The following is a 26,845-nucleotide window of genomic DNA, read 5'->3' as shown; positions in this document are numbered from 1 at the left end:
ATCGGGCAGACCGCACAGGACCCTTCCAACATGACCATTCCCCCGCATGAGCCCTCCCGCCGCAAAAGCCGCTTTGCCGGGTTGCGTGCCTCGTTTCTGACCGGGTTGGTGGTGATCGCCCCGATCGGGCTGACGATCTGGCTGATGTGGACGGTTGCGGGCTGGGTCGACAGCTGGGTTTTGCCGCTGATCCCCGCGCAATACCGCCCAGAACATTACATCGGCATCAATCTGCGCGGCATCGGCGTGCTGATCTTTCTGATCTTCACGGTGATCGTGGGCTGGCTGGCCAAAGGGCTGATCGGGCGCTCGCTGATCCGATGGGGCGAACATCTGGTCGACCGCATGCCGGTGGTGCGTTCGGTCTACAACGGGCTGAAACAGATCGCGGAAACGGTGTTCTCGACCTCGGACGAGGCAAAATTCGACCGTGCCTGCGTCGTCGAATACCCGCGACCCGGGTTGAAGGCGATCGCCTTCGTCTCGTCGCGCGCCAAGGGCGAGGTCGCCGGGCAGGGCACGGCGGAGGACCCGCTGATCTCGGTCTTCCTGCCGACCACGCCGAACCCGACCTCCGGCTTTCTGCTGTTCGTGCCCGAAAGCCAGATCACCTATCTGGAGATGTCGGTCGAAGATGCCGCCAAGCTGATCATTTCGGCCGGGCTGGTCTATCCCAGCCCGAAGCCCGCCAAACTCGCCGCTGGCAAGGTTCAGGAAAACAAGGCGGCAAGATCGACCGAGGCGCGCTGACCCAGATCGGTGCCATGCGCGCTCAGGAAGCGGTCCGCCGCCGCCTGCCCCGCCTCTTTCAGCCGTCTCAGCGTGCCCAAGGCCGGGGTCGCCTTGGATGCCGCGCCCAGATCGGTCATCGTCGCGTCGTCGCTGACCATATGGATCAGCACATCCTTCATCGTGCCCTCGGGCAGGCGTTGATCGGCCAGCAAGCGGCGCACGAAACTGATCGCGCGCAACTCGCGCAGCAGCGACGAGTTGAAGCTGATCTCGTTGATCCGTTCCTCGATCTCGGCGGGGGTGCGCGGCACGCCCTCGCGCAGCAGGGGGTTGATGTTCACGATCACGATGTCGCGCGGGAACTGCGGTTCGAACAGGGGAAACAGCGCCGGGTTGCCGGTATAGCCACCGTCCCAGAAGGCCTCGCGCCGGCCCGTCGTCGGATCGTCGATCTCGATGGCGCGAAACAGGTTGGGCAGGCAGGCCGAGGCCAGGATCGCATCGGCGCTGACCTCGGCGCCCGAAAACACCCGGATCTTGCCGGTGCGCACATTGGTGGCTGACACGAAGAAGGCAGGCCCCGCCTCGGCGCAGACATGTTCATATTCGAACCGCGCCACGATCCGCTCCAGCGGGTTGATGTAGAACGGCCCGGAATCATAGGGCGAGACCATCCGCGCGAGCTGATCCATCCAGGTCGCGGGGGCGAAAGCCTCGATCCAGCGGTTGATGGCCTGCGGATAGGGAAACAGCGCCGAAACCCAGCGGTCGAGCCGCAGATCGTTGACCTCGGCCACCTGCGACCAAAGCCAGTCGAGGTTTTCGCGCGCATGGCGCCGCCCGGCCTTGGGCCCGCCCCGCACCAGCCCCGCCTTCAGGGCCGCACCATTCAGCGCGCCCGCCGAAGTGCCGGAAATCGCCGCGAATTCGAGCCAGCTTTCATCCAGCAGACGATCCAGAACGCCCCAGGTGAAGGCGCCATGCGCGCCCCCGCCCTGCAGTGCCAGATTGATGCGCCTTTCCTGCATGCGTCACACTCCTGTCATGGGAAGGAAGGGGGCGCCGCCCCCTCGGGCCTTGCGGCCCTCACCCCCGGGATATTTCGGCCAGAAAGAAGGGCAAAGCCCGTGTCCCGTTCTTTCTGGATCAAATATCCCGGGGGGTGCGGGGGGCAGCGCCCCCTGCCCTGTCCGGCTCAGAGCGCGGTCCAGCCGCCGTCGACCGAGATCGTGGTGCCGGTGATCTGCGCGGCATAGTCCGAGCACAGGAAGACCGCGGTGCCGCCCATCTGTTCGGTGGTGGCGAACTCGCGCGAGGGCTGGCGTTCCAGCATGACCTTCTTGATCACCTCGTCGCGGCCCATGTTGTGGGTTTTCATCTGATCGGGGATCTGCGCCTCGACCAGCGGCGTCAGCACATAGCCCGGGCAGATCGCGTTGCAGGTGATCGGCTCTTCGGCGGTTTCGAGTGCGGTCACCTTGGTCAGCCCGACGACGCCGTGCTTGGCCGCGACATAGGCCGATTTGAACGGCGAGGCGGTCAGACCATGCGCCGAGGCGATGTTGATGACCCGGCCCCAGCCCGCCTTGCGCATCATCGGCAGCGCGGCGGCCGTGGTATGGAAGGCGGAACTGAGGTTGATCGCGATGATCCGGTCCCAGGTCGCCGGGGGGAAGGTGTCGATCGGTTCGACATGCTGGATGCCGGCGTTGTTGACCAGAATATCGCATTTGCCCGCCTGTTCGACCAGCGCGCGGCATTCATCGCCCTTCGACATGTCCGCCTTGATGTAGCGCGCGGACACGCCGAATTCGGCACCCAGATCGGCGGCCAGCTGGTGATCCTCGGGGCGGTCGGTGAAGGAGTTGAGCACGACATCCGCCCCCGCCTTTGCCAGTTCGCGCGCGATCCCGAGCCCGATGCCCGAATTCGAGCCGGTGATGATGGCGGTCTTGCCCTTGAGCGTCATTTGGTCTGCCTCCTGCAGTTTGCGTTTGCGGCAACCTTAGCCCAAGGCGCGGCAATATCCATGACCGAAGAACAAAGAACCGTGAGCATGCCGCATGGCGTCTTGCCCTGTCCCGGGCGGCAGGCCAAAAAAAACGCCCGCGCAAGGCGGGCGTTAAGTCATGAGGCAGGTTTCATACAGGCAAGAAACCTATCGAGCAGTGAGAACTTTATAAGCGTTTCGTTGCCCGCATCCAAGGGAAAAGTTTGCGTCCCCCCTGTCGCACCGCTAGCTTCCTGTCTGAAAAGACAGGCAAACCAAGGATTGTTGCGATGACGGGATCGGTGTTTTTCCATGCTCTTCGGGGCGCTGTCCTCGCTCTGGGCCCTGTTTTGCTTGGCGCTGCGGCTTGGGCTGCGCCGCAGCACGGGATTGCCATGTATGGCGCCCCCGCGCTGCCCGCGGGGTTCGATCATCTGCCCTATGCCAACCCCGATGCCCCCAAGGGTGGGCGGATTCGGATGGGAGAATCGGGCAGTTTCGATTCGCTCAACCCCTGGATCCTGAATGGCCGCGCCGCGCAGGGCATTTCCGCCTATGTCACCGAATCGCTGATGGGCCGCTCGATGGACGAGCCCTTCACGCTTTACGGTCTGCTGGCCGAAAGCGTCGATACCGACGAGGCCCGCAGTTGGGTCGAATTCACCCTGCGACCGGAGGCGCGGTTTTCCGATGGCACGCCGGTCACCGTCGAGGATGTGATGTGGTCCTATGAGACGCTCGGCACCCAGGGCCATCCGCGCTACCAGAACGCCTGGCGCAAGGTTGCGAAGATGGAACAGACCGGCCCGCGTTCGGTGCGCTTCACCTTTGCCGAACCCGACCGCGAGCTGGCACTGCTGATGGGGATGCGCCCGGTCTTGCAAAAGGCGCAATGGCAGGGCCGCGATTTCGCCAATGAAACGCAGATCGTGCCGGTGGGATCGGGCCCCTATGTCATCGACCGTGTCGAGCAGGGCAAATACATCAGCCTGAAGCGCAATCCCGACTGGTGGGGCAAGGATCTGGGCTTCAATCGCGGCCTGCATAATTTCGATGAAATCCGCTACGATTACTTCGGTGACGGTGGCGTCGTGTTCGAGGCCTTCAAGGGCGGAGAAATCGACACCTGGCGCGAAACCAACGCCGCGAAATGGGCGCGCGATTACGATTTCCCGGCGGTGAAATCCGGCGCGGTGGTGAAATCGGAAATCCCGCATCAGCGACCCTCGGGCATCGCCGGTCTGGTGATGAACACCCGCAAGCCGCTGTTCGCCGACTGGCGCGTGCGCGAGGCGATGACGCTGGCATTCAATTTCGAATTCATCAATGCGACGCTGAACAACGGCACCGAGCCGCGGATCACCTCGTATTTCTCCAATTCGGTGCTGGGCCTGAAACCGGGCCCGGCCGAGGGCAAGGTCGCGGATCTGCTGGCGCCCTTCGCCGCCGATCTGATCCCCGGCACGATCGAGGGCTATGCGCTGCCGGTGTCGGACGGGTCGGAACTCAATCGCGCCAATACCCGCAAGGCGCTGAAACTGCTGAACGAAGCGGGCTGGAAGGTGGATGACGCCGGTGTGCTGAAAGATGCGCAGGGCCGTCCTTTCCGTTTCGAGATCCTGCTCAAGCAGGGCGCGGCCGAGACCTCTTCGGTGGTCGATATCTATGTCGAGGCGCTGTCGCGGCTGGGGATCTTCCCACAGGTGACCTCGGTCGACGACGCGCAATATCAGGCGCGCACCAACAGCTACGATTTCGACATGGCCTGGTATCTGAGCGCGACCGGGCTGGCGCTGTCGCTCTCGCCGGGCAACGAACAGATGCTCTACTGGGGCGCGCGTGGCGTGACCGAACCGGGCAGCCGCAACTGGATGGGCATGAACGTGCCCGCCGCCGAGGCGATGGTGCAGGCGATACTGAACGCGCGCGATCCTGCGGATTTCACCGCCGCGGTGCAGGCGCTCGACCGGATCCTGACGGCCGGGCGTTATGTCATTCCGGGCTGGTATGCGCGGGTTTCCCGCCTGGCACATATTCGTGAACTTCACTTCCCCGCCCGGCTTCCGCTATACGGGGATTGGCCGGGCTTTCAGCCCGATGTCTGGTGGTATGAGGCAGATCAATGAAGAAACTGGTCCTTCTGACCGCTCTGGCGGTCGCAATCGCAGGGTGCAACACCGTGGCCGGTGTCGGCGAAGACGTGGCAGGCGGTGCCCGCACGGTTCAGAACTGGTTCTGATCGCGTAACCCTTCACGAACCCTGCCGCGCGATTTTGCTTTGCAACCCCGCCGCGCAGGCGCAAACTTGAACCCGACAGCGCAAGGCCGCGCCGTCAGGGAGGATGACGACTATGAAATGGCATCATGTTCAGGAAAACTGGGCCGCATTTGCTGACGCAATTCTGGACCGCTGGCCCGATGCGGACGAAACCGAACTCGAGGCAGTCGATGGCGATCAGCGCGCCTTCATCGCCTATATCGCGGAACTGACCGATCAAAGCGCCGCCGAGGCGCGCGAGGAAATCCTCGACTGGCTGCGCGGCGAATTGCCCTCGGACGTGGTGATGGACCCGCGTCACGACAATCACTCGATCCAGCTGAGCGCGAAATTCGTGCCCGAGGGCGAAGACGAATCCGACGACGACGCCCGCTTCGGCGACGATCGCTGAGGCGCCTGCGCACGCCCTTTCCCTCTGGCTCAAATATCCCGGGGGTAAAGGGCCGCAGGCCCGAGGGGGCAGCGCCCCCTGCCCGGCTTCCCCAGGCTCAGACCAGCGATGTCACCCACAAGACGGTGGCATCCTCGTCGCTGATTGAAATCAGGTTGTGCCCCATCGTCGCGTCGTAATAGGCGCTGTCCCCGCGCTTCAGATCGACCGGCTCGTAGAATTCCGTGTAAAGCCGCACGATCCCGGTCAGGACATACAGAAACTCCTCGCCGTCGTGGCGCACCCAGCCGTTGAACTCCTCGAACGATCGCGCGCGGATGCGGGCGCGGTAGGGCAGCATCTGCTTGGCGCGCAGCGACCCGGCCAGCAATTCGTGCTCGTAGGTGGTGGTGATATGCGCCTGTCCCTCGCCCGATTTGGTCACCGCCATGCGTCCGGTGATCTGCCCCTTGCTGGGCGGGGTGAACAGTTGCGGCACCGAAATCTCCAGCCCTTCGGCCAGTTTCTTCAACGCCTCGTAGGTCGGCGACATCAGCCCGTTCTCGATTTTCGACAGCGTCGAACGTGCCAGACCCACCGCCCCCGCCGCCTGTTCCAGCGTCCAGCCGCGCGCGCGGCGCAGCTCGCGCACCCGATGCGCCAGGTCGATCGGCTCGGGCGTGATCTCTTCGCCGGTCTCGCGCGCGATCCGAATGATTTTGGCGTGTTCGATTTCGCTCATGGCCGCCTCTGGCTTGCATCGCTCAGACCCCTGACGTAGCAGAAAGCCATGAACTCTGTCCACGCATCAGCACCGTTGCCGCCGCCGCCCGCCAGCTTCAACCTGGCCGCGCATGTGCTGGCGCGCGCGCCCGAACTGGCCGAGAAATCGGCGCTGCAGATCCTGCGCCCCTCGGGGGCGGAACGCTGGTCCTATGCCCGGCTCGAGGCCGCCGTGCGCGGCGCGGGCACGGGTTTTCTGGCCGCGGGACTGGTGCCGGGGGACCGGGTTCTGCTGCGGCTGGGCAATACGCCGGAATTTCCGGTGGCCTATCTGGGGGCCATCGCCGCAGGTCTGGTGCCGGTGCCCACCTCGTCGCAGCTGACCGCGGCCGAGATCACCAAGATGGCCGCACAGATCACGCCCGCCGCGATTGTCGCCGGAGAGGGTATCGCCCTGCCCGAGGCGGACCCCGACCACCCTGCCCGGATCATCCCCGAGTCCGATCTGCGCAGCTTCGAGGCGCTGGCGCCCTGTGCCTATGACATGGGGCCGCCCGACCGGCTGGCCTATATCATCTTCACCTCCGGCACCTCGGGGCAGCCGCGCGCGGTGATGCATGCGCATCGGGCGATCTGGGCGCGCAAGATGATGCATCAGGGCTGGTATGGGCTGGGCGAGGCTGACCGTCTTTTGCATGCGGGCGCCTTCAACTGGACCTATACGCTGGGCACCGGGTTGAAGGACCCATGGACGCTTGGCGCGACGGCCCTGATCCCCGGCGCCGGCGTCACCCCCGATCAGTTGCCGCTGCTGCTGCGCCGCTTCGATGCGACGCTTTTTGCTGCGGCACCAGGGGTTTACCGGCAGATCCTGAAACATCACGACAGGCTGTCGCTGCCGAAGCTGCGCCATGGGCTCAGCGCGGGCGAGGCGCTGCCCGACACGCTGCGCGCCCGCTGGAACGCGGCGACCGGCACCAGGATCTACGAGGCCCTGGGGATGTCGGAATGCTCGACCTTCATTTCCGGCGCGCCAGACCGCCCGGCGCCGCCCGGCACGGCGGGATATCCGCAGGACGGGCGCCGGATCGCGGTGCTGGACGACGCAGGCCAGCCGGTGCCCCGCGGCACGCCCGGCACGCTTGCCGTGCATCGCTCCGACCCCGGGTTGTTCCTGGGCTATTGGGGCGCGCCCGAGGAAACCGCCGCACGGTTTGCCGGCGAGTGGTTCGTCACAGGCGACACCGTGGCGATGGTCGGCGATGGCGCGATCACCTATCTGGGGCGCGACGACGACATGATGAACGCGGGCGGTTTCCGGGTTTCCCCGCTGGAAGTCGAGGCCACGATGGCCAGCTGCCCCGGTGCGGGCGAGGTGGCCGCGGTCGAGATCCGCATCTCGGCCGAGACCAGCGTGATCGCCCTTGCCTGGACTGGCCCCGCGACACAGGCCGACCTTGCCGCACATGCCGCAGCCCGGCTTGCCCGCTACAAGCAGCCGCGGATCTGGCGTGCCTTGCCCGCCCTGCCGCACAACCCCAACGGCAAGATCGCCCGGCGCAGCCTGCGCGAAAACTGGCCGGTCGCAGAGTGACCTGCGGATCTATCTGAAAAATCCGAATACGGATGTATTTCCGGGCATTTAAAGCATATTTGTGAATATCTGGCGTTTACTGAACTACACGCTATGGTAGATTTATTACAATTGAACGCTGGGACGGGGCCGTAATGATTACACTCGACATCTTCGCCGATCCGGTTTGTCCCTGGTGCCTGATCGGCAAGGCACGGCTGGATCGCGCGCTTGAGGCGCGCCCCGATCATGGCATTGTTCTGGCCTGGCATCCGTTTCAGCTGAACCCGACCATGCCGCCCGAAGGGATGGAACGGAACGCCTATCTGGACGCCAAATTCGGCCGCGAGGCATTGGCGAAAAAGCAGATGCCCGTGCTGGAGGCTGCGGCGCAAAGCGGCGTAACGCTGAACCTCGCGGCGATCGGGTGGATGCCCAACACCATCGACGCACTGCGGCTGCTGCACTGGGCCGGGATCGAGGGCTGCCAGACGCCGGTGATGGCCGCGCTGATGCGGGCCTTCTGGCAGGAAGGGCGCAATATCGGTGACCCCGAGGTCTTGACCGAGATCGGCGCCGCCTGGGGGCTCGACCGTGCGTTGATCGCGCGGCTGCTGGCTTCGGATGCCGACCGGGACACCGTGCTGGAGCGGGACACGCATGCGCGCGAACGTGGCGTGCGGGCGATGCCGACCTTCATCCTGGGTGAACGGCATGTGATCGAGGGCGCGCAAAGCACCGAATTCTGGCTGACGGTGATTGACGAGCTGGCCGAACTGGCCCGGGCGCGTGCCGCCGATGGTGGGACCGAACGTTCCGCGCAGCGCTTGCAGGCTTGACGCCACCCGCCGCCTGCGCACAGAAAGCCACGATTCTGCGCGGCAGCTGCGCTTGGTTTCGAGGCCGAACTCTGGTTCTTTCGCTGGCAGGCATGCCTTTCAGGCGTGAATTTTCGAAAGACCCTCCGTGACTCAGCCCCTCTCTTCCGCCACTCCGGCCCCGCGCCGCCTGGCCCTGCCGGAATTCACCGCGATGCTGGCCTCGCTGACCGCGACGGTGGCGTTTTCGATTGACGCGATGCTGCCGGCCCTGCCCGAGATCGCAGCCCAACTCTCGCCCGGCGATGTCAATCGCGCGCAGCTGGTATTGACCGCCTTCGTGTTGGGCATGGGGATCGGCACCTTTATCGTCGGGCCGGTGTCGGATGCCTTCGGGCGCAAGCGCACGATCACTGCGGGCATCCTGATCTACATGATCGGGGCCTTTCTGGCCACGCAGGCCGACAGCCTGGAAACCCTGCTGTTCGCCCGTGCGCTGCAGGGCCTGGGCGCCGCCGCACCGCGGATCGTGCCGATGGCGCTGGTGCGCGACCTCTATTCCGGGCGCGAAATGGCGCGGGTCACCTCGATCATTATGATGATCTTCATTCTGGTGCCCGCCGTGGCGCCCTCGGTCGGCGCGGTGATCATCGGGCTGAGCGACTGGCGCGGCGTTTTCTGGGCCTTCATCGCCTTCGGCACGGTCGGGATGAGCTGGGTCAACCTGCGCCAGCCCGAGACGCTGTCCCCTGACCGTCGCCGCCCGCTGCGGATCGGCACGCTGGTCGCCGGCGTGCGCGAGGTGCTGGCCGAACGCGAGGTGCGGCTTTACACGCTGATCCTGACGCTGGGCTTCGGGCAGATGTTCGCGCTGCTGTCCTCGTCGCAGCAGCTGTTCACCGCCTATGGCGCCTCTGCCGGGGCTTTCCCGAAATGGTTTGCGCTGATGGCGCTGCTGGCCGGGTCTGGGTCGGTCCTGAATGCGAAATTCGTGGTGCATCTGGGCATGCGCCGGATCGCGACAGCAGCCTATCTGATGCAGGTGATCTGCTCGGCTGTGATGCTTGCGCTGGTGCTGCTGGGCCTGCCGATGGGCGGTGTGGGCTTTGCCGCGGTGTTCCTGTGGTCGGTCACGGTGTTCTTCATGGCGGGTGTGACCTTCGGCAACCTGAACGCCCTGGCGATGCAGAAGATGGGCCATCTGGCGGGGATGACCGCCTCGGTCGTGACCGCCTTGTCCACGGTCGGGGCCGTGCTGATCGCAGCGCCTGTCGGCCTGATGTTCAATGGCTCGGCCCTGCCGATCGTCTGTGCCACGCTGATCTGCTCGGCGCTGGCTTGGGCGCTGATGCGCCGCACGGTCGATCTGGGGTAAGGGCGGCAGGGGGCGCTGCCCCCTCGCCCGTTCCGGGCTCACCCCCGGGATATTTTCACCAGAAAGAAAGCAGCCGCGTTTTTCCTGTTCTTTCTGGCGGAAATATCCCGGGGGGTGAATGCGGCGCAGCCGCAGAGGGGGGCAGCGCCCCCCCATCTTTGGTCGGTAAAGCGCCGGCCCGATCAGCCCTTGGCGGCTTTCTCGCCCGCGATGACCTTCTCTGCCAGATCGCGCGCAATCGCGAAGGCGCCCTTGATCTTGTCGCCATCACTGGCCCAGTCGCGGCGCACCACGACCTTGTTGCCCTGAATTTTCGCCAGCCCGTTTTGCGCCTGCAGGAATTCCACCAGCCCCGCTGGGTTGGGGAATTTGTCCATGTGGAACTGCACCGTGGCGCCTTTCGGCCCGGCATCCATCCGCGCGATATGGGCGCGTTTGCACATCGCCTTGATCCGCACGACCAGCAGCAGGGTGTTCACCTCTTTCGGCAGCGGGCCGAAGCGGTCGATCAGTTCGGCGGCAAAGCCTTCCAGCTCGACCTTGGTCGTCAGCGAGGACAGGCGGCGATACAGGCCCAGCCGGACATCCAGATCGGGAATATAGGCCTCGGGGATCATCACCGGCACGCCAAGGTTGATCTGCGGCGACCATTCGCCATCGTCGCCCGCCTCGGTCAGCTCGCCCGATTTCAGCTTGGCGATGGTTTCCTCCAGCATCGCCTGGTAAAGCTCGTAGCCGACTTCCTTGATATGGCCCGACTGTTCCTCGCCCAGAAGGTTCCCTGCCCCGCGCAGGTCAAGGTCTTGCGAGGCCAGGCTGAACCCCGCGCCCAGGCTGTCGAGGCTGCCCAAAAGCCGCAGCCGTTTCGTGGCCTGCGGCGTCAGCGGCAGGCGCGGTTTCGTCGTCAGGTAGCAATAGGCCCGCGCCTTGGACCGCCCGACCCGCCCGCGGATCTGATAAAGCTGGCTGAGCCCGAACATGTCGGCGCGGTGTACGATCATCGTGTTCGCGGTTGGAATATCGAGCCCGCTTTCAACGATGGTCGTCGCCAGCAGCACGTCGAACTTGCCGTCGTAGAAGGCGTTCATCCGGTCGTCGAGATCACCCGCCGCCATTTGCCCGTGGGCCACCAGATAGCTGACCTCGGGGACATGGGTTTTCAGGAATTCTTCGACCTCGGCCAGATCGGAAATGCGCGGCACGACGTAAAAACTCTGCCCGCCGCGGTAGCGTTCGCGCAGCAGCGCTTCGCGGATCGTCACCGCGTCGAATTCGCTGACATAGGTGCGGATCGCCAGACGGTCGACCGGCGGCGTGCCGATCAGGCTCAGGTCGCGCACGCCGGTCAGCGACAGTTGCAGCGTGCGCGGGATCGGCGTGGCGGTCAGCGTCAGCACATGGATTTCGCTGCGCATCTCTTTCAGCCGTTCCTTGTGGCTGACGCCGAAATGCTGTTCCTCGTCGATCACCAGCAGGCCAAGATGCTTGAAGCGCACGGCCTTGGCCAGCACCGCGTGGGTGCCGATCACGATGTCGACCGTGCCCTCAGCCAGCCCTTCGCGGGTTTTCGCGGCCTCTTTGGCCGAGACGAAACGCGACAGCGGGCGCACGGTGATCGCGGTGCCGCGGAAGCGTTCGGCGAAGGTCTTGTAATGCTGGCGCGCGAGCAGGGTCGTGGGCGCGATCACCGCGACCTGCACCCCCGATTGCGCCGCCACGAAAGCCGCGCGCATCGCGACCTCGGTCTTGCCGAAGCCCACGTCGCCCACGATCAGCCGGTCCATCGGCCGCCCCGAGGCCAGATCGCTTACCACATCCTCGATCGCGGCCATCTGGTCGTCGGTCTCGGTATAGGGGAAGCGGGCGGCGAAGGCCTCCCATTCGTGATGCGGCGCCTCCAGGATCGGCGCCGCGCGCAGCAGCCGTTCGGCGGCGATCCGCATCAGCTTGTCGGCGATCTGGCGGATACGTTCCTTCAGCCGCGCCTTCTTGGCCTGCCAGGCCCCGCCGCCAAGCTTGTCGAGCAGCCCTTCCTCGTGGCCATAGCGGCTGAGCAGTTCGATGTTTTCGACCGGCAGGAACAGCCGGTCGCCGCCGGCATATTCCAGCGCCACGCAATCATGGGGCGCACCAAGCGCGGTGATCGTTTCCAACCCCTTGTAGCGCCCGACGCCGTGATCGACATGCACCACCAGATCGCCCGGGCTGAGCGATTGCGCCTCGGTCAGGAAGTTCTCGGCCTTGCGCTTCTTGCGCGGTGCGCGGATCAGCCGGTCGCCCAGCACGTCCTGTTCGGAAATCACGGTGAGCGGATTGGCCGGTGCGCCCGCCTCGAACCCCTGATCGAGCGGCCAGATGCACAGGTTCACCCCGGGGCCGATTTCGCGCGCGTCGCGGATCAGCCGCGCGCCGGTCAGGCCCTCATCCTCCATCAGCCCCTTCAGACGTTCACGCGCGCCTTCCGACCAGCTGGCGATGACCACCGGCCCCGCCGCAAGACGTGCGTTAACATGGTCTTTCAAGGCGCTGAAAAGGCTTACATTCTCAAGCTGTCGTTCAGGCGCGAAATTGCGCCCGATGCGCCCGCCCATGGCCAGAACGCCGGGGCCCGGCGGGGCGGCCAGCACCTGCAGCCGCAGCACCCTGCGCGGCGCCAGCGTGGCGGTCCAGTCGGCCTCGTCCAGATACAGCAGCCCCGGGGCCGCGGGTTTATAGACGCTGTCGACCCGGTCGCGGCGGGTCATCGCCTCGCGCCGGGTGTCGTATTGATCGGCGATGCTGACCCAGCGGGCGGCACGGATCGCCTCGATCTGATCGTCCAGCACGACGGCGGCCTGCGGCAGGTAATCGAACACCGTCTCCAGCCGTTCGTGGAAGAAGCCCAGCCAATGTTCCATCCCCGCGTGCTTGCGCCCGGCGCTGACCGCTTCGTAAAGCGGATCGTCGGCGCCGCCTGCGCCGAATTCCACGCGGTAATTCTGCCGGAACCGGGTGATCGCGGCCTCGTCCAGAATGACCTCGCTGACCGGGGCCAGCTCGATCGTCTTCAGCGGTTCGATGGTGCGCTGGCTGACCGGATCGAAACGGCGCGCCCCGTCCAGCACATCGCCGAACAGATCCAGCCGCACCGGCCCGCCCTCGCCCGGCGGGAAGATGTCGATGATGCCGCCGCGCACTGCGTAATCGCCCGGTTCCGACACTGTTGAGGCGGGCGAGAAGCCCATCCGCACCAGAAACTGCCGCAGCGCCCCCTCGTCGATGCGACCGCCCACCTTGGCGGTGAAGCTGGATTGCGCCAGCACCTCGCGCGCGGGCACCCGCTGCATCGCCGCCGACAAGGTGGTCAGCAGGATGAACGGCCCCGGCAGCCCGGCCTGCAGCGCCGCCAGCGTGGCCATCCGCGTGGCGGAAATATCGGGGTTGGGCGAGACCCGGTCATAGGGCAGACAATCCCAGGCTGGCAGTGTCAGAACCACCGCCTCGGGGGCGAAGAAGGCCAGCGCGGCGCGCATCGCCTCCAGCCGCCGGTCATCGCGGGCGACATGCACGACGGGTTGGCCCTTGGCAAGTTCCCGCGCCAGAAGCTGCGCATCGAACCCCTCGGGGGCACCGGAAAGAAGATAATGCTCCATCGCGTCTTCGCTAGCCGCTTGAGCGCTGCTGTCAAGCCCGCGCCGCCGCCCTGCCCCTTGTCAGTTCAGCACCGAGATGCTGAAATTATGCAGCATGCCCCACATCGTGGTCACCAGAATGGCCACCATCCCCACCGCCTGGATCGAGACCCGGTGGCGCGCAAGCAGGCGCGCCAAGGCATCGGGCGCGATCCCGTCGTTCAGAAGCGGTTCGAACCGGGCGGCGGCGCGCAGGCTCAGCAGGCCGACGAACGACAGCGGAAAGGCGATCAGGAACACCGCCTGCGCGAATTCCATGCCATAGCCGAAGCCCAGAACCCCAAGGCAGGTCAGCACGAAGGACACCCCCACCGACAACACCACGCCCCCTTCGCGCCCGATCGTCAGCAGGCGCGCCACATTGACCCGGGTCAGCGTAACCAGATCCTCGGCCGCGCGCCCCCCCTTGCGGCGCGCGCGCAGCACCATGTCGAAAGGCACCCCCAGCACCCAGTGCGAGGCCGATGACCACGTCACCGCCAGTGCGATCCAATACCACAGATTGGAAAACGACCGCATGTTGATCAACTCGAACACGGTATCGAAAATATGCACGCAGCGCCTCACACAACGGGCCGTTCCGGCCTGATTTGGCGTGAGACTAGACCAAGTTTTCCCGCAGCGGAACACCCGTTTCACGCATCGGTGCGCGCGCAAGGCTTGAGCCTGCCGCCGATCCGTGGCACCTCAGGCACAGCCAGAGGAGTGAGCCCATGCATCCGATCCTTCCGCCCTTTCCCCATACCCGCCTGCGCCGTCTGCGCCGCACCGCAGCCCTGCGCGATCTGGCGCAGGAGCACCGGCTGAGCGTGAAAGACCTGATCTGGCCGATCTTCATCACCGATGTGCCCGGTGCCGATGTCGAGATTTCCTCGATGCCGGGCGTGGTGCGCCGCACGCTCGACGATGCGATCCGCGCCGCCGAAGAGGCCGCGACCCTTGGCATCCCGGCGATCTGCCTGTTTCCCTACACCGACCCGGGCGTAAAGACCGAAAGCTGCGAGATGGCCTGGGACCCGGGCAATTTCGTCAACCGGGTGATCCGCGCGATCAAGGCGGCCGTGCCCGAGGTTGCGATTATGACCGACATCGCGCTTGATCCCTACAATGCCAACGGCCATGACGGGCTGGTGCGCGACGGGGTGATCCTGAACGACGAAACCGTTGAATGCCTGGTGAAAATGGGCGTGGCGCAGGCCGAGGCGGGCGCCGATATTCTGGGCCCCTCGGACATGATGGATGGCCGGATCGGCGCGTTGCGCACGGCGCTGGAGGCCGCGGGCCATGCCGATGTGACGATCCTGAGCTATGCCGCGAAATACGCCTCTGCCTTCTATGGCCCGTTCCGCGACGCGGTCGGCGCCTCGGGGGCGCTCAAGGGCGACAAGAAGACCTATCAGATGAACCCCGGCAATTCGGACGAGGCGCTGCGGCTGGTCGCGCGCGATCTGGCCGAGGGCGCGGATATGGTGATGGTCAAGCCTGGCATGCCCTATCTCGACATCTGTCACCGGGTGAAGGACGCATTCGGCGTACCGACCTATGCCTATCAGGTCTCGGGCGAATACGCGATGCTGATGGCGGCGATCCAGAACGGCTGGCTCGACCATGACAAGGTGGTGCTCGAAAGCCTGATGGCGTTCCGCCGGGCGGGATGCGATGGCGTGCTGAGCTATTTCGCGCCCACGGCTGCCCGGCTGCTGGCGCAGGGCTGAGCCCTAGCGCCTGCGCCGCAGATGTGCGGGCGGAATGCCTGCCTGCGCACGGTATTTCGCCACCACCCGGCGCGACACCCGCATCCCCGCAGCGCCAAGCGCCTCGCTCAGCGACGCATCCGACAAAACGGCGGTTTCTGCCGCGATCAGGGCGCGCAGCTGCGCGGTGACGGCGGCGGCACTGGCCGTGCCGTCGCCGCGTGACGCCCGCCCGCCGAAAAAGGCGCGCAGGGCCACCGTGCCCGCGGGCGTGGCCGCCGAACCGCTGTTGACCATCCGCCCGACCGAACTTTCATGCATGCCGATTTCCTGCGCGACCTGACGCATCGTCAAAGGTTGCAGCGCCGCCACGCCCCGCGTCAGAAATCCCGCCTGCGTGCGCGCCAGAACTGCGCCCAGCAGCAGCAAGGCGCGGTTGCGCTTTTCAAGCGCGCGCAGCAGCAGGCGCGCCTGCTGGCGGCTCTGGCTGAGCGCCGATCCGCGCGGGGCAGCCCCCGCCAGCGCCGTGTCGAGCCAGGCCTGCGGCAAGGTTTCGGGGTTCAGCCGTGCCTGCCAGCCCCCGGCCTCGAATGCGAAGATCAGATCCGGCACCCGGGTCCGCGCCGGACCCTGCGCGAATTGCGCCGCCGGGCGCGGGTCAAGCCCGCGCAGCTGCGCCAGATGCGGCGTCAGACGCGCGGCGCTCAACCCGGTTTGCGCGGCCAGCGCGGCCATCCCGCCTTCGGCCAGCACGGGCAGATGATCCAGAACGCGCTGCATTTCGGCGCCGACCGGCCCGGTTTCTGCCAGTTGCAGCGCCAGACATTCGGTCAGCGAACGCGCAAACAAACCCCGCGGCTCGATCCGTTGCAACGCGGACAACACCTGCGTGACCCGCGGCACGCTGCATCCCAGCCGCGCGGCGATCTGTTCGAGCGGCGCGGTCACGAAGCCCGCCGCGTCCAGCGCCTCGGCCAGCGCCAGCGCCACGGTCTGGTCGGCGGCGCGCGGCACAAGATGCGGCAGCTGCGCCAGCACATGCGCGCTCAGCGAGGGGCCCTGCGCCTCGGCCTCTGGCGCCTCGGCCATCGGCGGCAGCCGCAGCCGCAGCACGGGATTGTCCGAGGCCGCCTCGCGCAGCAGTTCGGTCAGATCGCTGTTGGTCAGGCTCAGAAACCCGATCGCGCGGCGCGCCTCCAGCCCGAGCTTGAGGCCGGTGGTCTGCCGCAGCGTGGTTTCATGGCCGAGTTTCATCACCCGGCCAGACTATGCGTCCGCAGGAAATCCGCAAAGCCTTTCGCCACCCGCTCGCCATCCAGCGGTGCGGCAAGGCTGTCCAGCGCGGTTTGTGCCAGATCCTGCGGCACCCGGATGCCCGCCGCCGCGACCAGAAGATCGCGGATATAGGCAGGGGCGAATTCGGGGTGGAACTGCACCGACAGCGCCGGAAAATCATAGCGAAAACCACCGTTGGGCGAGGCGGCGTTGGACAGCACGCGCCGGGCACCGGCCGGCGGGGTGACGACCTGATCCTGATGGAACGACAGCGCCGCCAGCGGCCCCGCCCCGAACAGCGCGGCACCATCGTCCGTCAGCGCGTGTTCCTGACGCCCGATGACCCAGCCCCCTTTGGATTTGCGCACCTCGCCGCCGAAGGCCTGTGCCATGATCTGATGCCCGAAACAGACCCCGGTCAGCGGCACACGGGCGGCGCGCGCGGCGCGCAGAAAGTCCATCAGCGGCGCAATCCACGCGTGGTCTTCATAGACGCCGGCCCGCGCGCCGGTAATCAGATAGCCGTCGAAAGCGGTCGGATCTTCGGGCAAGGCCTCGCCGCCCGCGACGAAGATCCGGCTGAAGCGGGCCTCGGGCAGTGCCGCCCCCAGCCAGCGTTCGAACATGCCGGCATAGGTGCCGTGCGCGGGTTGAAAGGCTTCGGCGGGGCGGTCGGCTTCGAGAATGCAAATTTTCATATTGATATCGGCAGGGGCGCGCAAAGGCGCCCCCGCCCTGCCCCCTTAGCCCAGCTCGATCCAGACCGATTTGGTCTGGGTGTATTGCGTCAAAGCCTCCAGGCATTTGTCACGGCCATTGCCCGATTGCTTGAACCCGCCCCAGGGCGTCGTGGCGTCACCCGCCTCGTAAGCGTTGACCCAGACGATGCCCGCCTCGATGTCTCGCGCGAAGCGATGCGCGGTCTTCAGGTTCGAGGTCCAGATCGACGCCGCCAGCCCGTAGATCGTGTCATTGGCCACCTCGATTGCGTGCTCGATGCCGTCCACCGGAATGATCGAGGCGACAGGGCCAAAGATTTCCTCTTGCGCGATGGTCATCTTGTTGTTGACCCCGGTGAACAGCGTGGGTTCGACATAGCAGCCGGCATTGAAGGCCGCGGGCACGCCGCCGCCAAAGGCCAGCGTGGCGCCTTCCTTCTTGCCCGCCGCGATATAGCCCAGCACCCGCGTCTGCTGTTCGGGGGTGACCAGTGGCCCCATCGTGGTGTCGGGGTCCAGCGGATCGCCCGGCACATGCATGTCTTTCGCGGCCTCGGTGAACATCGCGACATAATCGTCATAGACCTTGCGTTCGACAAGAATGCGCGAGCCGGCCGAGCAAACCTCGCCCTGATTGCCGAAGATGCCCGCAACACCCGTCGCCGCGGCTTTCGCAAGATCCTCGCAATCGGCCAGCACGATCTGCGGGGACTTGCCGCCGCATTCGGTGGTGACGCGCTTCATGTTCGACTGCCCGGCATAGATCATCATCAGCTTGCCGACCTCGCCCGAGCCGGTGAAGCCGATCTTGTCGACCTCCATATGCAGTGCCAGCGGTTTTCCGGTTTCTTCGCCAAAGCCGGTGACCACGTTGAACACGCCATCCGGCCCGCCCGCTTCGCTGAACAATTTCGCCAGCAGCAGTGCCGACAAGGGCGATTGTTCGGCCGGTTTCAGCACGACCGAATTGCCGCAGGACAGCGCCGGCGCCAGTTTCCAGGCCGCCATCATCAGCGGATAGTTCCACGGCACGACCAGCCCGCACACCCCCAGCGGCTGACGCAGGATGTAATGCAGCGCATCGGCGTTGGTGTTGGTGACGACGCCCTCCATCTTGTCGATGGTTTCGGCAAAGAAGCGGATCGTCATCAGCGACCCGGGAATGTCGATATTGAGCATGTCCGAGACCGGCTTGCCCATGTCGAGCGTGTCGAGCAGCGCGAAATCCTCGGCATGGGCCTCGATCAGATCGGCAAAACGGCGCATCACCGCCATCCGGTCCGAGGGCGCCATCCGCGACCAGACGCCCGATTTGAACGCCTTGCGGGCGGCTGCCACCGCGCGGTCGACATCCTCGGACGCGCCCCGGGCCACCTCGGCCACGACCTCGCCATTGGCCGGATTGATCGTCTGGAATTTCGCCCCCGAGGCCGCCTCGACGAACTTGCCGTCAATGAACATCCGGGTTTCGGGGCGCAAGGCGGCGGCGCGGGCGGTCCAGTCTTTGTGGGTCAGTGTCATGTCATACCTCTGGATTATTTGGTGCGGTCGCGGGTGGCGATCACCGAGACGATGATCAGCACCAGCGACATCAGAACGATCAGCGAGCCCACGGCGTTGATTTCCGGGGTCACGCCACGGCGCAGCGTCGAGTAGATATACATCGGCAGCGTGTTGTCGCGTCCGGTCAGGAAGAAGGTCACGGGGATTTCGTCGAAGCTCAGCACGAAAGACAGCAACCCCGCGCCGACGATCGCCGAGCGGATATTGGGCAGCGTGATGTCGATGAAACTGCGCCACGGCCCCGCGCCCAGATCGAAGGCGGCTTCCTCCAGCGATTTTGGCAGGCGTTGCAACCGGGCGAAGACCTGCGTCACCACCACACCCAACAGCGCCGTGGCATGCCCCAGGATCACCGTTTCCAGGCTCAGCTGAAATCCGAACAGGCGGAACATGTTGAGCATCGAAATCCCGGTGACGATCCCCGGCAGGGTGATCGGCAACAGGATCAGCCGCCGGAAGATCACCTTTCCCGGAAAGTGAAACTTGTGCAGCGCAAGGGCCGCGGGCACGCCCACGATCAGGGTCAGCACGGTCGCGCCCGAGGCCACATAAAAGCTGTTGCCGATGGCGGTCAGCAGATCGCCATTGTGCCAGAGCTTCTCATACCACTCGAAGGTGAAGCCCGACAAAGGCCACGTCAGCGAGCGCGAGCTGTTGAAGGAAAACGCGATCAGCACCCAGATCGGCACATACAGGAATGCCATCAGCGCCGCGACGAAGGTCATGAAGGCGGTATCCGCCCCATACCGCGAGATCAGGTTGGGATTACGGTTTGCCATCTCAGAACCCTCCTGCCGTGCCTTTGCGCTCCAACCGGTCGGACATCGACACGATGGACAGCACCACCACCAGCATCACGATCGCCAGCGCAGACCCCAGCGGCCAGTTCAGCGCCGCACCGAATTGCGTCGCGATCACATTGGCCATCAGGTTGCCATCCGGCCCGCCCACCAGAAACGGCGCGACGAAATCGCCAAACGACAGGCAGAAGGTCAGCGTGAAACCGGCGGCTACCCCGGGCAGCGACAGCGGCAGCGTGACATGCCAGAAACTGCGCCACGGCCCCATCCCCAGATCAGCCGACGCCTCGGTCAGGTTATGCGGGATCTTCTCCAGCGCGGTGTAGATCGGCATCACCATGAAGGGGATGAAGATATAGGTCAGCGTGACCACCATCGCGAACTGGTTATACAGGAAGATATCCGATGGCTGGTCGATGAGCCCCACCGACATCAGAAACGAATTCAGGATGCCTTCGGTGCCCAGAATGGTCTTCCAGACATAGGCGCGCAGCAGATAGCTGACCCACAGCGGCGCGATCACCGCCATGTAAAGCCAGGTCCGCAACGCCGCCGATTTGCAGCGGAACACCAGATAGAACGCGAAGGGATAGGCCAGCAGGAACGAGCACAGCGACACCAGCAGCGCGATCTTCAGCGTGCGCAGCATCACCTGCAGATACTGGGGATCGGTGAACAGCGTCAGGTAATTGCCGAACTGGAAGGCCGGTTTGAACGTCGGGTAGGTTTTGATCCAGAACGAATAGGTGACGATGATGCCATAGGGCAGCAGCATGAACAGGGCGATCCACAGAAACGGAATCCCCAGCACCAGCGCGCCCGCAAGGTTGCGGCGGATCAGGGTCATGGCGCCACGCTCCCTTCGAAGACGAAGACGTTATGCGGCTCGACCGCGACGCGCGCGGGCGCGCCCACGACCGGAACCGCCGACAGGGCCAGTCGGTCGGGCAGCAGGCTGTCGACGAAGACCCGCTCGCCATTTCCGATCTCGACCGCGACCCGCAGCCCGAGCCCGTAATAGATCACCTCGGCGATCCGGCCTTCGAGGATGTTCTGCGCGCCTTCGCCATCGGCCAGCAGTCGCGCTTTTTCCGGGCGGAAGCCCACGGTGACCACACCGCCCGCAGGCCGCGCGCCGTCGGGCAGCGCCGAAATCGTGCCGGCGCCGATCTCGACGCGGATCAGATCGTCCCCACCGGCGGCGATCTGGCCGGGCAGGAAATTCGTGGTGCCGATGAAATTGGCGACATAGGGCGAGGCCGGGTGATCGTACAGATCCTGCGGCTTGCCCTGCTGCGCGATCCGACCCTTCTCCATCACCACCACACGGTCGGACATCACCAGCGCCTCGCCCTGATCGTGGGTGACCATGATGAAGGTGATGCCGACCTTTTCGTGCAGGTGTTTGAGTTCCAGCTGCATCTGCTCGCGCAGTTTCGCATCCAGCGCCGACAGCGGTTCGTCCAGCAACAGGACCTTGGGTTTGCGCACGATCGCCCGCGCCAGCGCGATCCGCTGGCGTTGCCCGCCCGACAGTTGCTGCGGGCGCTGATCGACCTTGTCATAAAGCCCGACCAGCGTCAGCGCATCGCGCACATGATCCGCAATCTCGGATTTGGCCACCTTCATGGTCTTCAGCCCATAGGCCACGTTCTGTCCCACGGTCATATGCGGAAACAGCGCATAATCCTGAAACACCATGTTGACCTCGCGTTTGTAGGGCGGGTCCCAGGTAACGTCCTTGTCGGCCAGACGGATGGTGCCTGCGGTCGGCTCTTCGAAGCCTCCGATCATCCGCAGCAGGGTGGATTTTCCGCAGCCGGAGGGGCCGAGCAGCGTGACGAATTCGCCATCCTCGACCGCAAGCGAGACCTTGTCCACGCCGATGATCGTCGGGCTGTAGTGCTTGGAGATATTCTCCAATTCGATGATTGCGGCCATTGCGCCTTTTCCCTGAAGTTCGCGCTGCGGGCTCTCCTCCCCCGAAATCCCGCACGCTTATTGATTGGTGGTCTGCCCCGGGGCCGTTGACGCCCGGGGCAGACAGATCGCGGCGCTTATTGCGCCTTCACGGCGTTCCAGGCGTTGGTATAGGCCTCGAAGCGATCGCCCAGCGGCTGCCAGACCAGCAGGCTGTCCAGATAGGCCGGGTCTTCCTGATGCAGGGCGGCGTATTGCTCGGGGCTCATGCAGGCCTTCGCCGCGACCGGATTGGCGACGGAGTAGCCGTTGACATTGGCCACCCCGCACTGGCCCAGTTCGGACAGCTGCATGTTCAGGAATTTATAGGCGCATTCCGTGTTGGGCGTGCCCTTGACCACCATCCAGCTGTCCATCCAGCCTTCGGCGCCCTCGGTCGGGATGAATTCGGTGACCTTCACGCCTTCGGCCGCCAGCAGCCCCGACTGATAGCCCGCCCAGGTGTTCGAGATCACGACCTCGCCCGCCTTGTACAGATCGACCAGTTCGCCCGCCGTGGCCCAGTATTTGCGCACCAGCGGCTTTTGCTCCAGCAGCGCGGCCTGCGCCGCGGCGATCTGTTCGTCGCTCAGATCGTAGATGTTCATGTCGCCATTCTTGCGCGCCGCAACATAGATCGAGCTTTTGTCATCCCACAGCGAGATCTTGCCCTTCAGCTCGGGGTTCCACAGATCGGCAATCGAGGTCGGCGGCGTGGTGAAGGCGCTGTCAAGATACATGAAGGCGATCGCGCCCCAGACATAGGGCATGCCGTAATAGGCGCCGTCCTTCTGAATTCCGTCGAGGCCCAGGAATTTCGGATAGATCTTGTCCCAGTTGTCGATCTTCGCAGTGTCCAGCGGTTCGACGAAATCCAGGTCGATCATCAGCTTGGTGGTGTCGATCGAGGGGGTAATCAGGTCATAGACGCCGCCACCCGCCATCAGCTTGGGTGCGAAATCGTCGTTCGATCCGACATAGGTCGCATTGACCTTGCAGCCCGACTGTTCCTCGAATTTGCTGATGAACGAGGGATCGGAATATCCCTCCCAGGTCAGCACGTTGATCGTGTCTCCGGCCAGCGCGGTGCCGGTCGAAAGGGCCAGCAGGACGCCCGCGGTCGTCAGTGTGTTCCGTGTCATGTGTCGCTCCATCTGTTGGGTCATTCGGCCTCTTCAGGGCTCTTTTCGGGTCTTTCTGGAAATGGTGCCGATATCGACACCCAGGGCGGCAGCGGCCTTGCGCTTGCTGCCGTGGCTGCGGATCGCCTCTTCGATGATCCGCAATTCGTATTCGGCCACCGCATCGCGCAGGCTCTGGCCCGGTTCGGGTCCGGGGTCGGCGGCGCGTTCGGGGGGATCGGTGCGCGGCTCGACCCGCGGCGTGGTCGTCATCAGGCGGCGCGGCAGTTCATCCTCGTCCTCGCCCAGCACCGAGATTTGCTGCATCAGGTTCCACAGCTCGCGGATATTGCCCGGGTAGTGATAGGCGCGCAGCCGGGCGTGCAGATCGTCCGACAGCGCCAGCGGCACCGAGCGGCGCTGGTTGATCGCGGTCAGGAAGCGCTCGATCAGATGATCCAGCAGTTCGGGCACCTCGCGCAGCGGGCGCATCGGCATGTTCACCACCGCCAGCCGGTAATAAAGATCCAGCCGAAAGCGGCGCTCATCGGCCATCGCCAGAAGATCGCGGTTGGTGGCGGAAATCACCCGCACATTGACACGGCGCGGACGCGTGCCGCCGATCCGCAGGATCATCCCGTCTTCCAGGAAACTCAGCAGCTTGGCCTGCAACGGCAGCGGGATTTCCCCGATCTCGTCCAGAAACAGCGTGCCGCCCTCGGCCGCCTCGATCAGCCCGCGCTTGCCCTCGGTCAGCGCGCCGGTGAAGGCACCCTTCTCGTATCCGAAAAGTTCGGATTCAAACAGGCTTTCGGGGATCGCCGCACAGTTCACCGCGATGAACGGATCGCTGCCATTGGCCACGAAGGAATGCAGATGGCGCGCGATCTCGGTCTTGCCGACGCCGGATTCGCCCGTGATGATGACACGCGCCCCCTGCAGCAACGCCCGTTCGCCGCGCGACATCATCTTGTCGAGCCAGGCCGAGATATGGCGCTGGCGCGCGAAATCGGGGCGCAGGCGGCGCTCGGCCGTGCCCGAAAACGCCACCGCCTCGCGCTGGCCGCTGGCCTGGCGGCGGGCGTGATCGAACACCGCCAGATCACGCAAGGTGATGGAATAGCCGGTGCTGGCGCCGCTGCCGGGCTCTGTCATCCGGCGCACGATCACGAAGACCGCGCCCACCGCCTCGCCGCGCAGCATCAGGTTGCCACTGCGCCCGGCCTCGATCAGTTCCAGCACCGAAACCCAGTTCAGTGCCGAACAGCCCTGCAACTGTCCGATGCTTTGGCCGATGACCGCGGCGGGGGCGCATCCGGCGATCGTGCCGGCCTCGCGGTTGCAAAACCGGACAATCCCCGCCTGATCGAGCACGATGAGCCCGTCGGGCAAGGCGTTCAGCGCGATGTCCAGGCCAAAGCCCGCAGCGTCGGTGTCGGAGCGTCGGCTCATATCCTGGCCTCCCATCGCTCAGCCCTCCGCCCGCAGCCGCGCGACCCGGGGCGCCCCGCCCCCGGCGCCCGCCGTGCCGATCCGTGCGCGCAGGCTCAGCACCAGAAAATCGGTCTCGCGCAGCCGCAGCGGGCGTGCCGTCATCTCGGCGCGCAGCGCGGCATCGGGACGGCAGACCGCAACGGCGAAAATCCGGTTCGGATGGCCCGGCATCTGCGCATCGGCCGCCGTGAACAACTGCGACAGCGGCAGGTGCATCTCGATCAGATCGCCCAGTTCGCGCGCTGGCAGGGTTTCGCTGCTCAGCCCCAGCAATTCCTCGGCGGCCAGATTGGCGCGCAGGACATGGCCGGCGCGGTCCACCACCAGAACCGCATCGGGCAGCGCCGCAAGGATCGCTTCGAGCGTGTCGATCTCGTCGCGCAACACGGCGGCACGGCGGGCATGTTTGGACACGTCGCGCACCGTGCCCCACATCCGATACAGCCGGTTGCCCCGGATATGGCCGCGCACGTCATTTTCCACCTCGATATAGACCCCGTCATAGCGCAGATCGCGCGACGGCTGGGCGTTGATGTCGAAACTGGCGCGCACCAGACCGCGCACGAAAGCCTCATTTTCCTCGGTGCGCGGGAAGGTTTCATGCACCGGGCGGGCGTTGAAATCCTCACCCTCGGGTGTGCGGTAAAGCCGCGCCATGGCGCCGTTGCAGAACCGCCAGCGCGGGCCGTTCTCGAACACCTGACGGATGATTTCCTGCTCGGGCGCGGACAGGTCGACCGGGTCGGCCCATTCCATGCACCAGCCCGCATCGTCCGAGGTGGCCAGGATCGAGGTCAGGATCTCGTTAGCCTCGGCCAGGTGCGCCACTTCATCCAGTGTGCTGCCCGCAGGCCATTTCGTCAGGTCCAGACAGGTGCCGTGCTCGGGGTGCTCGACCCGTTCGATCACCGCGCTGACCGCCATCATGGCCCCGTCGGCGCGGCGCAGATCCAGCGCCACCACATGCGGCCCCGGCGCGGGCGCGGCCAGCGCCGCCGTCAGCTGCTCTCGCGCCTCGAGCGGATAGATAAGAGACCAGGGCGCGCCGGTTGCCGCGCCGGGGGCCAGCCCCAGCGCGGTTTCCTGTGTCCTGCAAAGCTGCACGATCCGCCCGTCCGCGCTCAGCAGATCGGTCATTGCGGTGCGGTCAGTCTTGCGTGCAGTCATGCGGTTGGTTCTCCTCGGGTGTTCAGGCGTGAGCGTGTTACGGGACGCAGTGCAGGTATTGCTCCACATCCCAATTGGTGACCTCGCGCAGGAAGCGCGTCCACTCGTCTTGCTTGTATTCGTCAAACACTTCGTACAAACGCCCCGGAAGTGCCGAACGGATGACCTCGTCCTTTTCCAAAGCGGTCAGGGCATCGCGCAGATTGAGAGGTATCAGCTTCACCTCGCCGCCGGACTGCCAGACCTCAGTCACGTTACGCGATTCGGGGGCGCCCGGGTCAATCTTGTTGCGGATGCCGTCATCCATCGCCTTCAGCAGCGCGCCGCAGAACAGATGCGGGTTCACCATGCTGTCCACCGCGCGGAATTCGAACCGGTCGGGCGACGAGATGCGGATCGTGCAGCTGCGGTTCTGCAGGCCCCAGTTCGCCCCGATCGGCGCCCACAGCCCATAGTCGTTGAACCGCCGGTAGCTGTTCACCGTCGAGGCGCCCAGACAGGTCAGCGCGTCGATATGCTTGAGCGACCCGCCCAGGATGTGATGGCCCAGTTCGGTCGGCAGCCAGCCGCCTTCCTTGTTTTCGAATTCATTCACCCCGCCTTTGGAGTAGAGCCAGTTTTCCTCCATCCCCGGCAATTCGCCCGGGATCAGATCCTGCAATTCGCGCGACCCGCCGGTCCAGACCGAGCAGTTGTGATGGCAGCCGTTCGCGGCATAGCCCATGAAGGGTTTCGCCATGAAACAGGCGATCAGCCCATGCTGGCGCGCCACTTCGGCGCAGATCTGGCGATAGGTCGTCATCCGGTCGCAGGTCGGCAGCGCGTCGTCGAACTGGTAGTTCAGCTCGATCTGGCCGGGCGCGTCCTCGCAGTCGCCCTGGATCATGTCGAGCCCCATGGCGCGGGCGTAATCGCTGACCTGCATCCAGATGTGGCGGGCGCTTTCGAACTGGCCGATGTGATAGGCGAAGGCTTCGGTGATGCCTTCATAGGGGCGCACCTCGCCGGCCTTGGGTTTGAGCCACAGCATCTCGGGTTCCAGCCCCACGCGCAGATGCAGGCCGTTGTGCTCTTTGCGGAACTGGGCATCGAACCGCTTCAGGTTTCCGCGCGTGTCGTGTTCGTAATACATGCCCGGGGTGTGATGGTCCTCGAGGCTGTAGAACAGCGTGCAGAACACGCGGGCCACGCGCTTGTCCCAGGGCAGCTGCACGAAGGTATCCGGGTCGGGCAGCGCGATGCATTCCATCGCGTTGCTGTCAAAGCCGATCAGATTGCCCTTGAAGTCCGGGGTGACGTTGGTGACGCCGCCCATCCAGGTTTGCACCCCCTTGCGCGCCTGGGTTTCCCAATGCCGCGCGGGGGCGGCCTTGCCCATCACCCGCCCGGTGATCGAGATATACTGGTAATAGATATACTCCACCCCCAACGCGTCGATCTTGGCGCGCACGCGGGCCACCATTTCGGCCCGTCCGGGGGCGTCCATTTCGCGGTGATAGTCGGTATCCGTGGTCATTTAAGTC

23 protein-coding genes are annotated in these 26,845 nt (G+C 65.2%); 8 read left to right on the top strand and 15 right to left on the bottom strand.

Annotated elements, in window-relative coordinates; translation table 11 throughout:
* Positions 1 to 30 precede the first annotated feature (30 nt).
* Entirely contained in the window at positions 31 to 750 is a 720-nt protein-coding gene (locus P2G62_RS13495; RefSeq protein WP_275735425.1) for a DUF502 domain-containing protein, read from the top strand.
* Here P2G62_RS13495 and P2G62_RS13490 read toward each other — a convergent pair.
* Together P2G62_RS13490 and P2G62_RS13485 are read right to left on the bottom strand one after the other, a co-directional pair.
* Entirely contained in the window at positions 711 to 1,760 is a 1,050-nt protein-coding gene (locus P2G62_RS13490; protein ID WP_275735424.1) for a patatin-like phospholipase family protein, read from the bottom strand. The two genes, P2G62_RS13495 and P2G62_RS13490, sit on opposite strands and share 40 nt — an antisense overlap.
* A gap of 167 nt (positions 1,761 to 1,927) precedes the next feature.
* The gene (locus P2G62_RS13485) at positions 1,928 to 2,701 is read right to left on the bottom strand and encodes a 3-hydroxybutyrate dehydrogenase (RefSeq protein WP_275735423.1); all 774 of its coding nucleotides are present in this window, start codon (positions 2,699 to 2,701) and stop codon (positions 1,928 to 1,930) included.
* A gap of 311 nt (positions 2,702 to 3,012) precedes the next feature.
* On the opposite strand from P2G62_RS13485, the gene P2G62_RS13480 reads away from it, so the two are divergent.
* The 3 genes from P2G62_RS13480 (at position 3,013) to P2G62_RS13470 (ending at position 5,391) form a co-directional block, all read left to right on the top strand.
* Positions 3,013 to 4,848, top strand: a complete 1,836-nt coding sequence (locus P2G62_RS13480) for an extracellular solute-binding protein (protein ID WP_275735422.1) — start codon at positions 3,013 to 3,015, stop codon at positions 4,846 to 4,848.
* Positions 4,845 to 4,961: an entericidin EcnA/B family protein gene (locus P2G62_RS13475; protein WP_275735421.1), complete on the top strand. Its 117-nt coding sequence runs from the start codon at positions 4,845 to 4,847 to the stop codon at positions 4,959 to 4,961. The genes P2G62_RS13480 and P2G62_RS13475 overlap by 4 nt, the downstream gene beginning before the upstream one ends.
* Positions 4,962 to 5,073: 112 nt before the next feature.
* Entirely contained in the window at positions 5,074 to 5,391 is a 318-nt protein-coding gene (locus tag P2G62_RS13470; protein WP_275735420.1) for a hypothetical protein, read from the top strand.
* Between the two features lie 97 nt (positions 5,392 to 5,488).
* On the opposite strand, the gene P2G62_RS13465 is transcribed toward P2G62_RS13470, so the two are convergent.
* The gene (locus P2G62_RS13465; protein WP_275735419.1) at positions 5,489 to 6,112 is read right to left on the bottom strand and encodes an XRE family transcriptional regulator; all 624 of its coding nucleotides are present in this window, start codon (positions 6,110 to 6,112) and stop codon (positions 5,489 to 5,491) included.
* A 48-nt stretch (positions 6,113 to 6,160) separates the two neighbouring features.
* Between P2G62_RS13465 and P2G62_RS13460 the strand changes: the two genes are divergently transcribed.
* From P2G62_RS13460 to P2G62_RS13450, 3 genes are all read left to right on the top strand, one after another.
* Positions 6,161 to 7,687, top strand: coding sequence for a class I adenylate-forming enzyme family protein (locus P2G62_RS13460; RefSeq protein WP_275735418.1), 1,527 nt, complete (start codon positions 6,161 to 6,163; stop codon positions 7,685 to 7,687).
* A gap of 134 nt (positions 7,688 to 7,821) precedes the next feature.
* On the top strand, positions 7,822 to 8,505 hold the full coding sequence (locus P2G62_RS13455) for a DsbA family oxidoreductase (RefSeq protein ID WP_275735417.1): 684 nt from the start codon (positions 7,822 to 7,824) through the stop codon (positions 8,503 to 8,505).
* Between the two features lie 127 nt (positions 8,506 to 8,632).
* Entirely contained in the window at positions 8,633 to 9,859 is a 1,227-nt protein-coding gene (locus tag P2G62_RS13450; protein ID WP_345799272.1) for a multidrug effflux MFS transporter, read from the top strand.
* Between the two features lie 182 nt (positions 9,860 to 10,041).
* Here P2G62_RS13450 and mfd read toward each other — a convergent pair whose 3' ends face one another.
* Together mfd and P2G62_RS13440 are read right to left on the bottom strand one after the other, a co-directional pair.
* Positions 10,042 to 13,491, bottom strand: coding sequence for a transcription-repair coupling factor (gene mfd, locus P2G62_RS13445; RefSeq protein ID WP_275735416.1), 3,450 nt, complete (start codon positions 13,489 to 13,491; stop codon positions 10,042 to 10,044).
* Positions 13,492 to 13,551: 60 nt separating this feature from the next.
* Entirely contained in the window at positions 13,552 to 14,085 is a 534-nt protein-coding gene (locus P2G62_RS13440; protein ID WP_275735415.1) for a component of SufBCD complex, read from the bottom strand.
* Between the two features lie 158 nt (positions 14,086 to 14,243).
* Here P2G62_RS13440 and hemB point away from each other — a divergent pair, with 158 nt between their 5' ends.
* Positions 14,244 to 15,245: a porphobilinogen synthase gene (gene hemB, locus P2G62_RS13435; RefSeq protein ID WP_275735414.1), complete on the top strand. Its 1,002-nt coding sequence runs from the start codon at positions 14,244 to 14,246 to the stop codon at positions 15,243 to 15,245.
* A gap of 3 nt (positions 15,246 to 15,248) precedes the next feature.
* On the opposite strand, the gene P2G62_RS13430 is transcribed toward hemB, so the two are convergent.
* From P2G62_RS13430 to P2G62_RS13385, 10 genes are all read right to left on the bottom strand, one after another.
* Positions 15,249 to 16,478, bottom strand: coding sequence for an RNA polymerase sigma-54 factor (locus P2G62_RS13430; RefSeq protein WP_275735413.1), 1,230 nt, complete (start codon positions 16,476 to 16,478; stop codon positions 15,249 to 15,251).
* The gene (locus P2G62_RS13425; protein WP_275735412.1) at positions 16,478 to 17,197 is read right to left on the bottom strand and encodes a type 1 glutamine amidotransferase; all 720 of its coding nucleotides are present in this window, start codon (positions 17,195 to 17,197) and stop codon (positions 16,478 to 16,480) included. Before P2G62_RS13425 ends, P2G62_RS13430 begins: the two co-directional genes overlap by 1 nt.
* A gap of 45 nt (positions 17,198 to 17,242) precedes the next feature.
* Positions 17,243 to 18,739 (bottom strand): aldehyde dehydrogenase, encoded by a 1,497-nt coding sequence (locus P2G62_RS13420; RefSeq protein WP_275735411.1) that lies wholly within the window; start codon positions 18,737 to 18,739, stop codon positions 17,243 to 17,245.
* Between the two features lie 14 nt (positions 18,740 to 18,753).
* Positions 18,754 to 19,560 carry an ABC transporter permease gene (locus P2G62_RS13415; RefSeq protein WP_275735410.1) on the bottom strand — a complete coding sequence of 269 codons (807 nt, stop codon included), beginning with the start codon at positions 19,558 to 19,560 and terminating at the stop codon, positions 18,754 to 18,756.
* A gap of 1 nt (position 19,561) precedes the next feature.
* Entirely contained in the window at positions 19,562 to 20,428 is an 867-nt protein-coding gene (locus tag P2G62_RS13410; RefSeq protein ID WP_275735409.1) for an ABC transporter permease, read from the bottom strand.
* On the bottom strand, positions 20,425 to 21,522 hold the full coding sequence (locus P2G62_RS13405) for an ABC transporter ATP-binding protein (protein ID WP_275735408.1): 1,098 nt from the start codon (positions 21,520 to 21,522) through the stop codon (positions 20,425 to 20,427). Before P2G62_RS13405 ends, P2G62_RS13410 begins: the two co-directional genes overlap by 4 nt.
* Positions 21,523 to 21,638: 116 nt before the next feature.
* Entirely contained in the window at positions 21,639 to 22,682 is a 1,044-nt protein-coding gene (locus P2G62_RS13400) for an extracellular solute-binding protein (RefSeq protein ID WP_275735407.1), read from the bottom strand.
* 33 nt (positions 22,683 to 22,715) lie between these two features.
* Positions 22,716 to 24,113, bottom strand: a complete 1,398-nt coding sequence (locus tag P2G62_RS13395) for a sigma 54-interacting transcriptional regulator (protein WP_275735406.1) — start codon at positions 24,111 to 24,113, stop codon at positions 22,716 to 22,718.
* A gap of 18 nt (positions 24,114 to 24,131) precedes the next feature.
* Positions 24,132 to 25,322, bottom strand: a complete 1,191-nt coding sequence (locus P2G62_RS13390) for a PAS domain-containing protein (RefSeq protein ID WP_275735405.1) — start codon at positions 25,320 to 25,322, stop codon at positions 24,132 to 24,134.
* Positions 25,323 to 25,359: 37 nt separating this feature from the next.
* Positions 25,360 to 26,838, bottom strand: a complete 1,479-nt coding sequence (locus P2G62_RS13385) for a glutamine synthetase family protein (protein ID WP_275735404.1) — start codon at positions 26,836 to 26,838, stop codon at positions 25,360 to 25,362.
* Positions 26,839 to 26,845 lie beyond the last annotated feature (7 nt).

Origin of the sequence: Paenirhodobacter sp. CAU 1674, assembly GCF_029222945.1 — a bacterium.
Lineage (GTDB): Bacteria > Pseudomonadota > Alphaproteobacteria > Rhodobacterales > Rhodobacteraceae > Rhodobacter.
The sequence above is the reverse complement of the archived record's forward strand: the minus strand, read 5'-3'. Positions and strand labels throughout refer to the sequence as shown.

Bases quoted from the DNA above. Each gene is read 5' to 3' on its own strand.
- P2G62_RS13390 (WP_275735405.1), bottom strand. From the start codon at position 25,322: ATGACTGCACGCAAGACTGACCGCACCGCAATGACCGATCTGCTGAGC.
- P2G62_RS13455 (WP_275735417.1), top strand. From the start codon at position 7,822: ATGATTACACTCGACATCTTCGCCGATCCGGTTTGTCCCTGGTGCCTG.
- mfd (WP_275735416.1), bottom strand. From the start codon at position 13,491: ATGGAGCATTATCTTCTTTCCGGTGCCCCCGAGGGGTTCGATGCGCAG.
- P2G62_RS13395 (WP_275735406.1), bottom strand. From the start codon at position 24,113: ATGAGCCGACGCTCCGACACCGACGCTGCGGGCTTTGGCCTGGACATC.
- P2G62_RS13405 (WP_275735408.1), bottom strand. From the start codon at position 21,522: ATGGCCGCAATCATCGAATTGGAGAATATCTCCAAGCACTACAGCCCG.
- P2G62_RS13420 (WP_275735411.1), bottom strand. From the start codon at position 18,739: ATGACACTGACCCACAAAGACTGGACCGCCCGCGCCGCCGCCTTGCGC.
- P2G62_RS13430 (WP_275735413.1), bottom strand. From the start codon at position 16,478: ATGAAACTCGGCCATGAAACCACGCTGCGGCAGACCACCGGCCTCAAG.
- P2G62_RS13470 (WP_275735420.1), top strand. From the start codon at position 5,074: ATGAAATGGCATCATGTTCAGGAAAACTGGGCCGCATTTGCTGACGCA.
- hemB (WP_275735414.1), top strand. From the start codon at position 14,244: ATGCATCCGATCCTTCCGCCCTTTCCCCATACCCGCCTGCGCCGTCTG.
- P2G62_RS13495 (WP_275735425.1), top strand. From the start codon at position 31: ATGACCATTCCCCCGCATGAGCCCTCCCGCCGCAAAAGCCGCTTTGCC.
- P2G62_RS13480 (WP_275735422.1), top strand. From the start codon at position 3,013: ATGACGGGATCGGTGTTTTTCCATGCTCTTCGGGGCGCTGTCCTCGCT.
- P2G62_RS13475 (WP_275735421.1), top strand. From the start codon at position 4,845: ATGAAGAAACTGGTCCTTCTGACCGCTCTGGCGGTCGCAATCGCAGGG.
- P2G62_RS13485 (WP_275735423.1), bottom strand. From the start codon at position 2,701: ATGACGCTCAAGGGCAAGACCGCCATCATCACCGGCTCGAATTCGGGC.
- P2G62_RS13410 (WP_275735409.1), bottom strand. From the start codon at position 20,428: ATGACCCTGATCCGCCGCAACCTTGCGGGCGCGCTGGTGCTGGGGATT.
- P2G62_RS13425 (WP_275735412.1), bottom strand. From the start codon at position 17,197: ATGAAAATTTGCATTCTCGAAGCCGACCGCCCCGCCGAAGCCTTTCAA.
- P2G62_RS13465 (WP_275735419.1), bottom strand. From the start codon at position 6,112: ATGAGCGAAATCGAACACGCCAAAATCATTCGGATCGCGCGCGAGACC.
- P2G62_RS13400 (WP_275735407.1), bottom strand. From the start codon at position 22,682: ATGACACGGAACACACTGACGACCGCGGGCGTCCTGCTGGCCCTTTCG.
- P2G62_RS13490 (WP_275735424.1), bottom strand. From the start codon at position 1,760: ATGCAGGAAAGGCGCATCAATCTGGCACTGCAGGGCGGGGGCGCGCAT.
- P2G62_RS13385 (WP_275735404.1), bottom strand. From the start codon at position 26,838: ATGACCACGGATACCGACTATCACCGCGAAATGGACGCCCCCGGACGG.
- P2G62_RS13415 (WP_275735410.1), bottom strand. From the start codon at position 19,560: ATGGCAAACCGTAATCCCAACCTGATCTCGCGGTATGGGGCGGATACC.
- P2G62_RS13460 (WP_275735418.1), top strand. From the start codon at position 6,161: ATGAACTCTGTCCACGCATCAGCACCGTTGCCGCCGCCGCCCGCCAGC.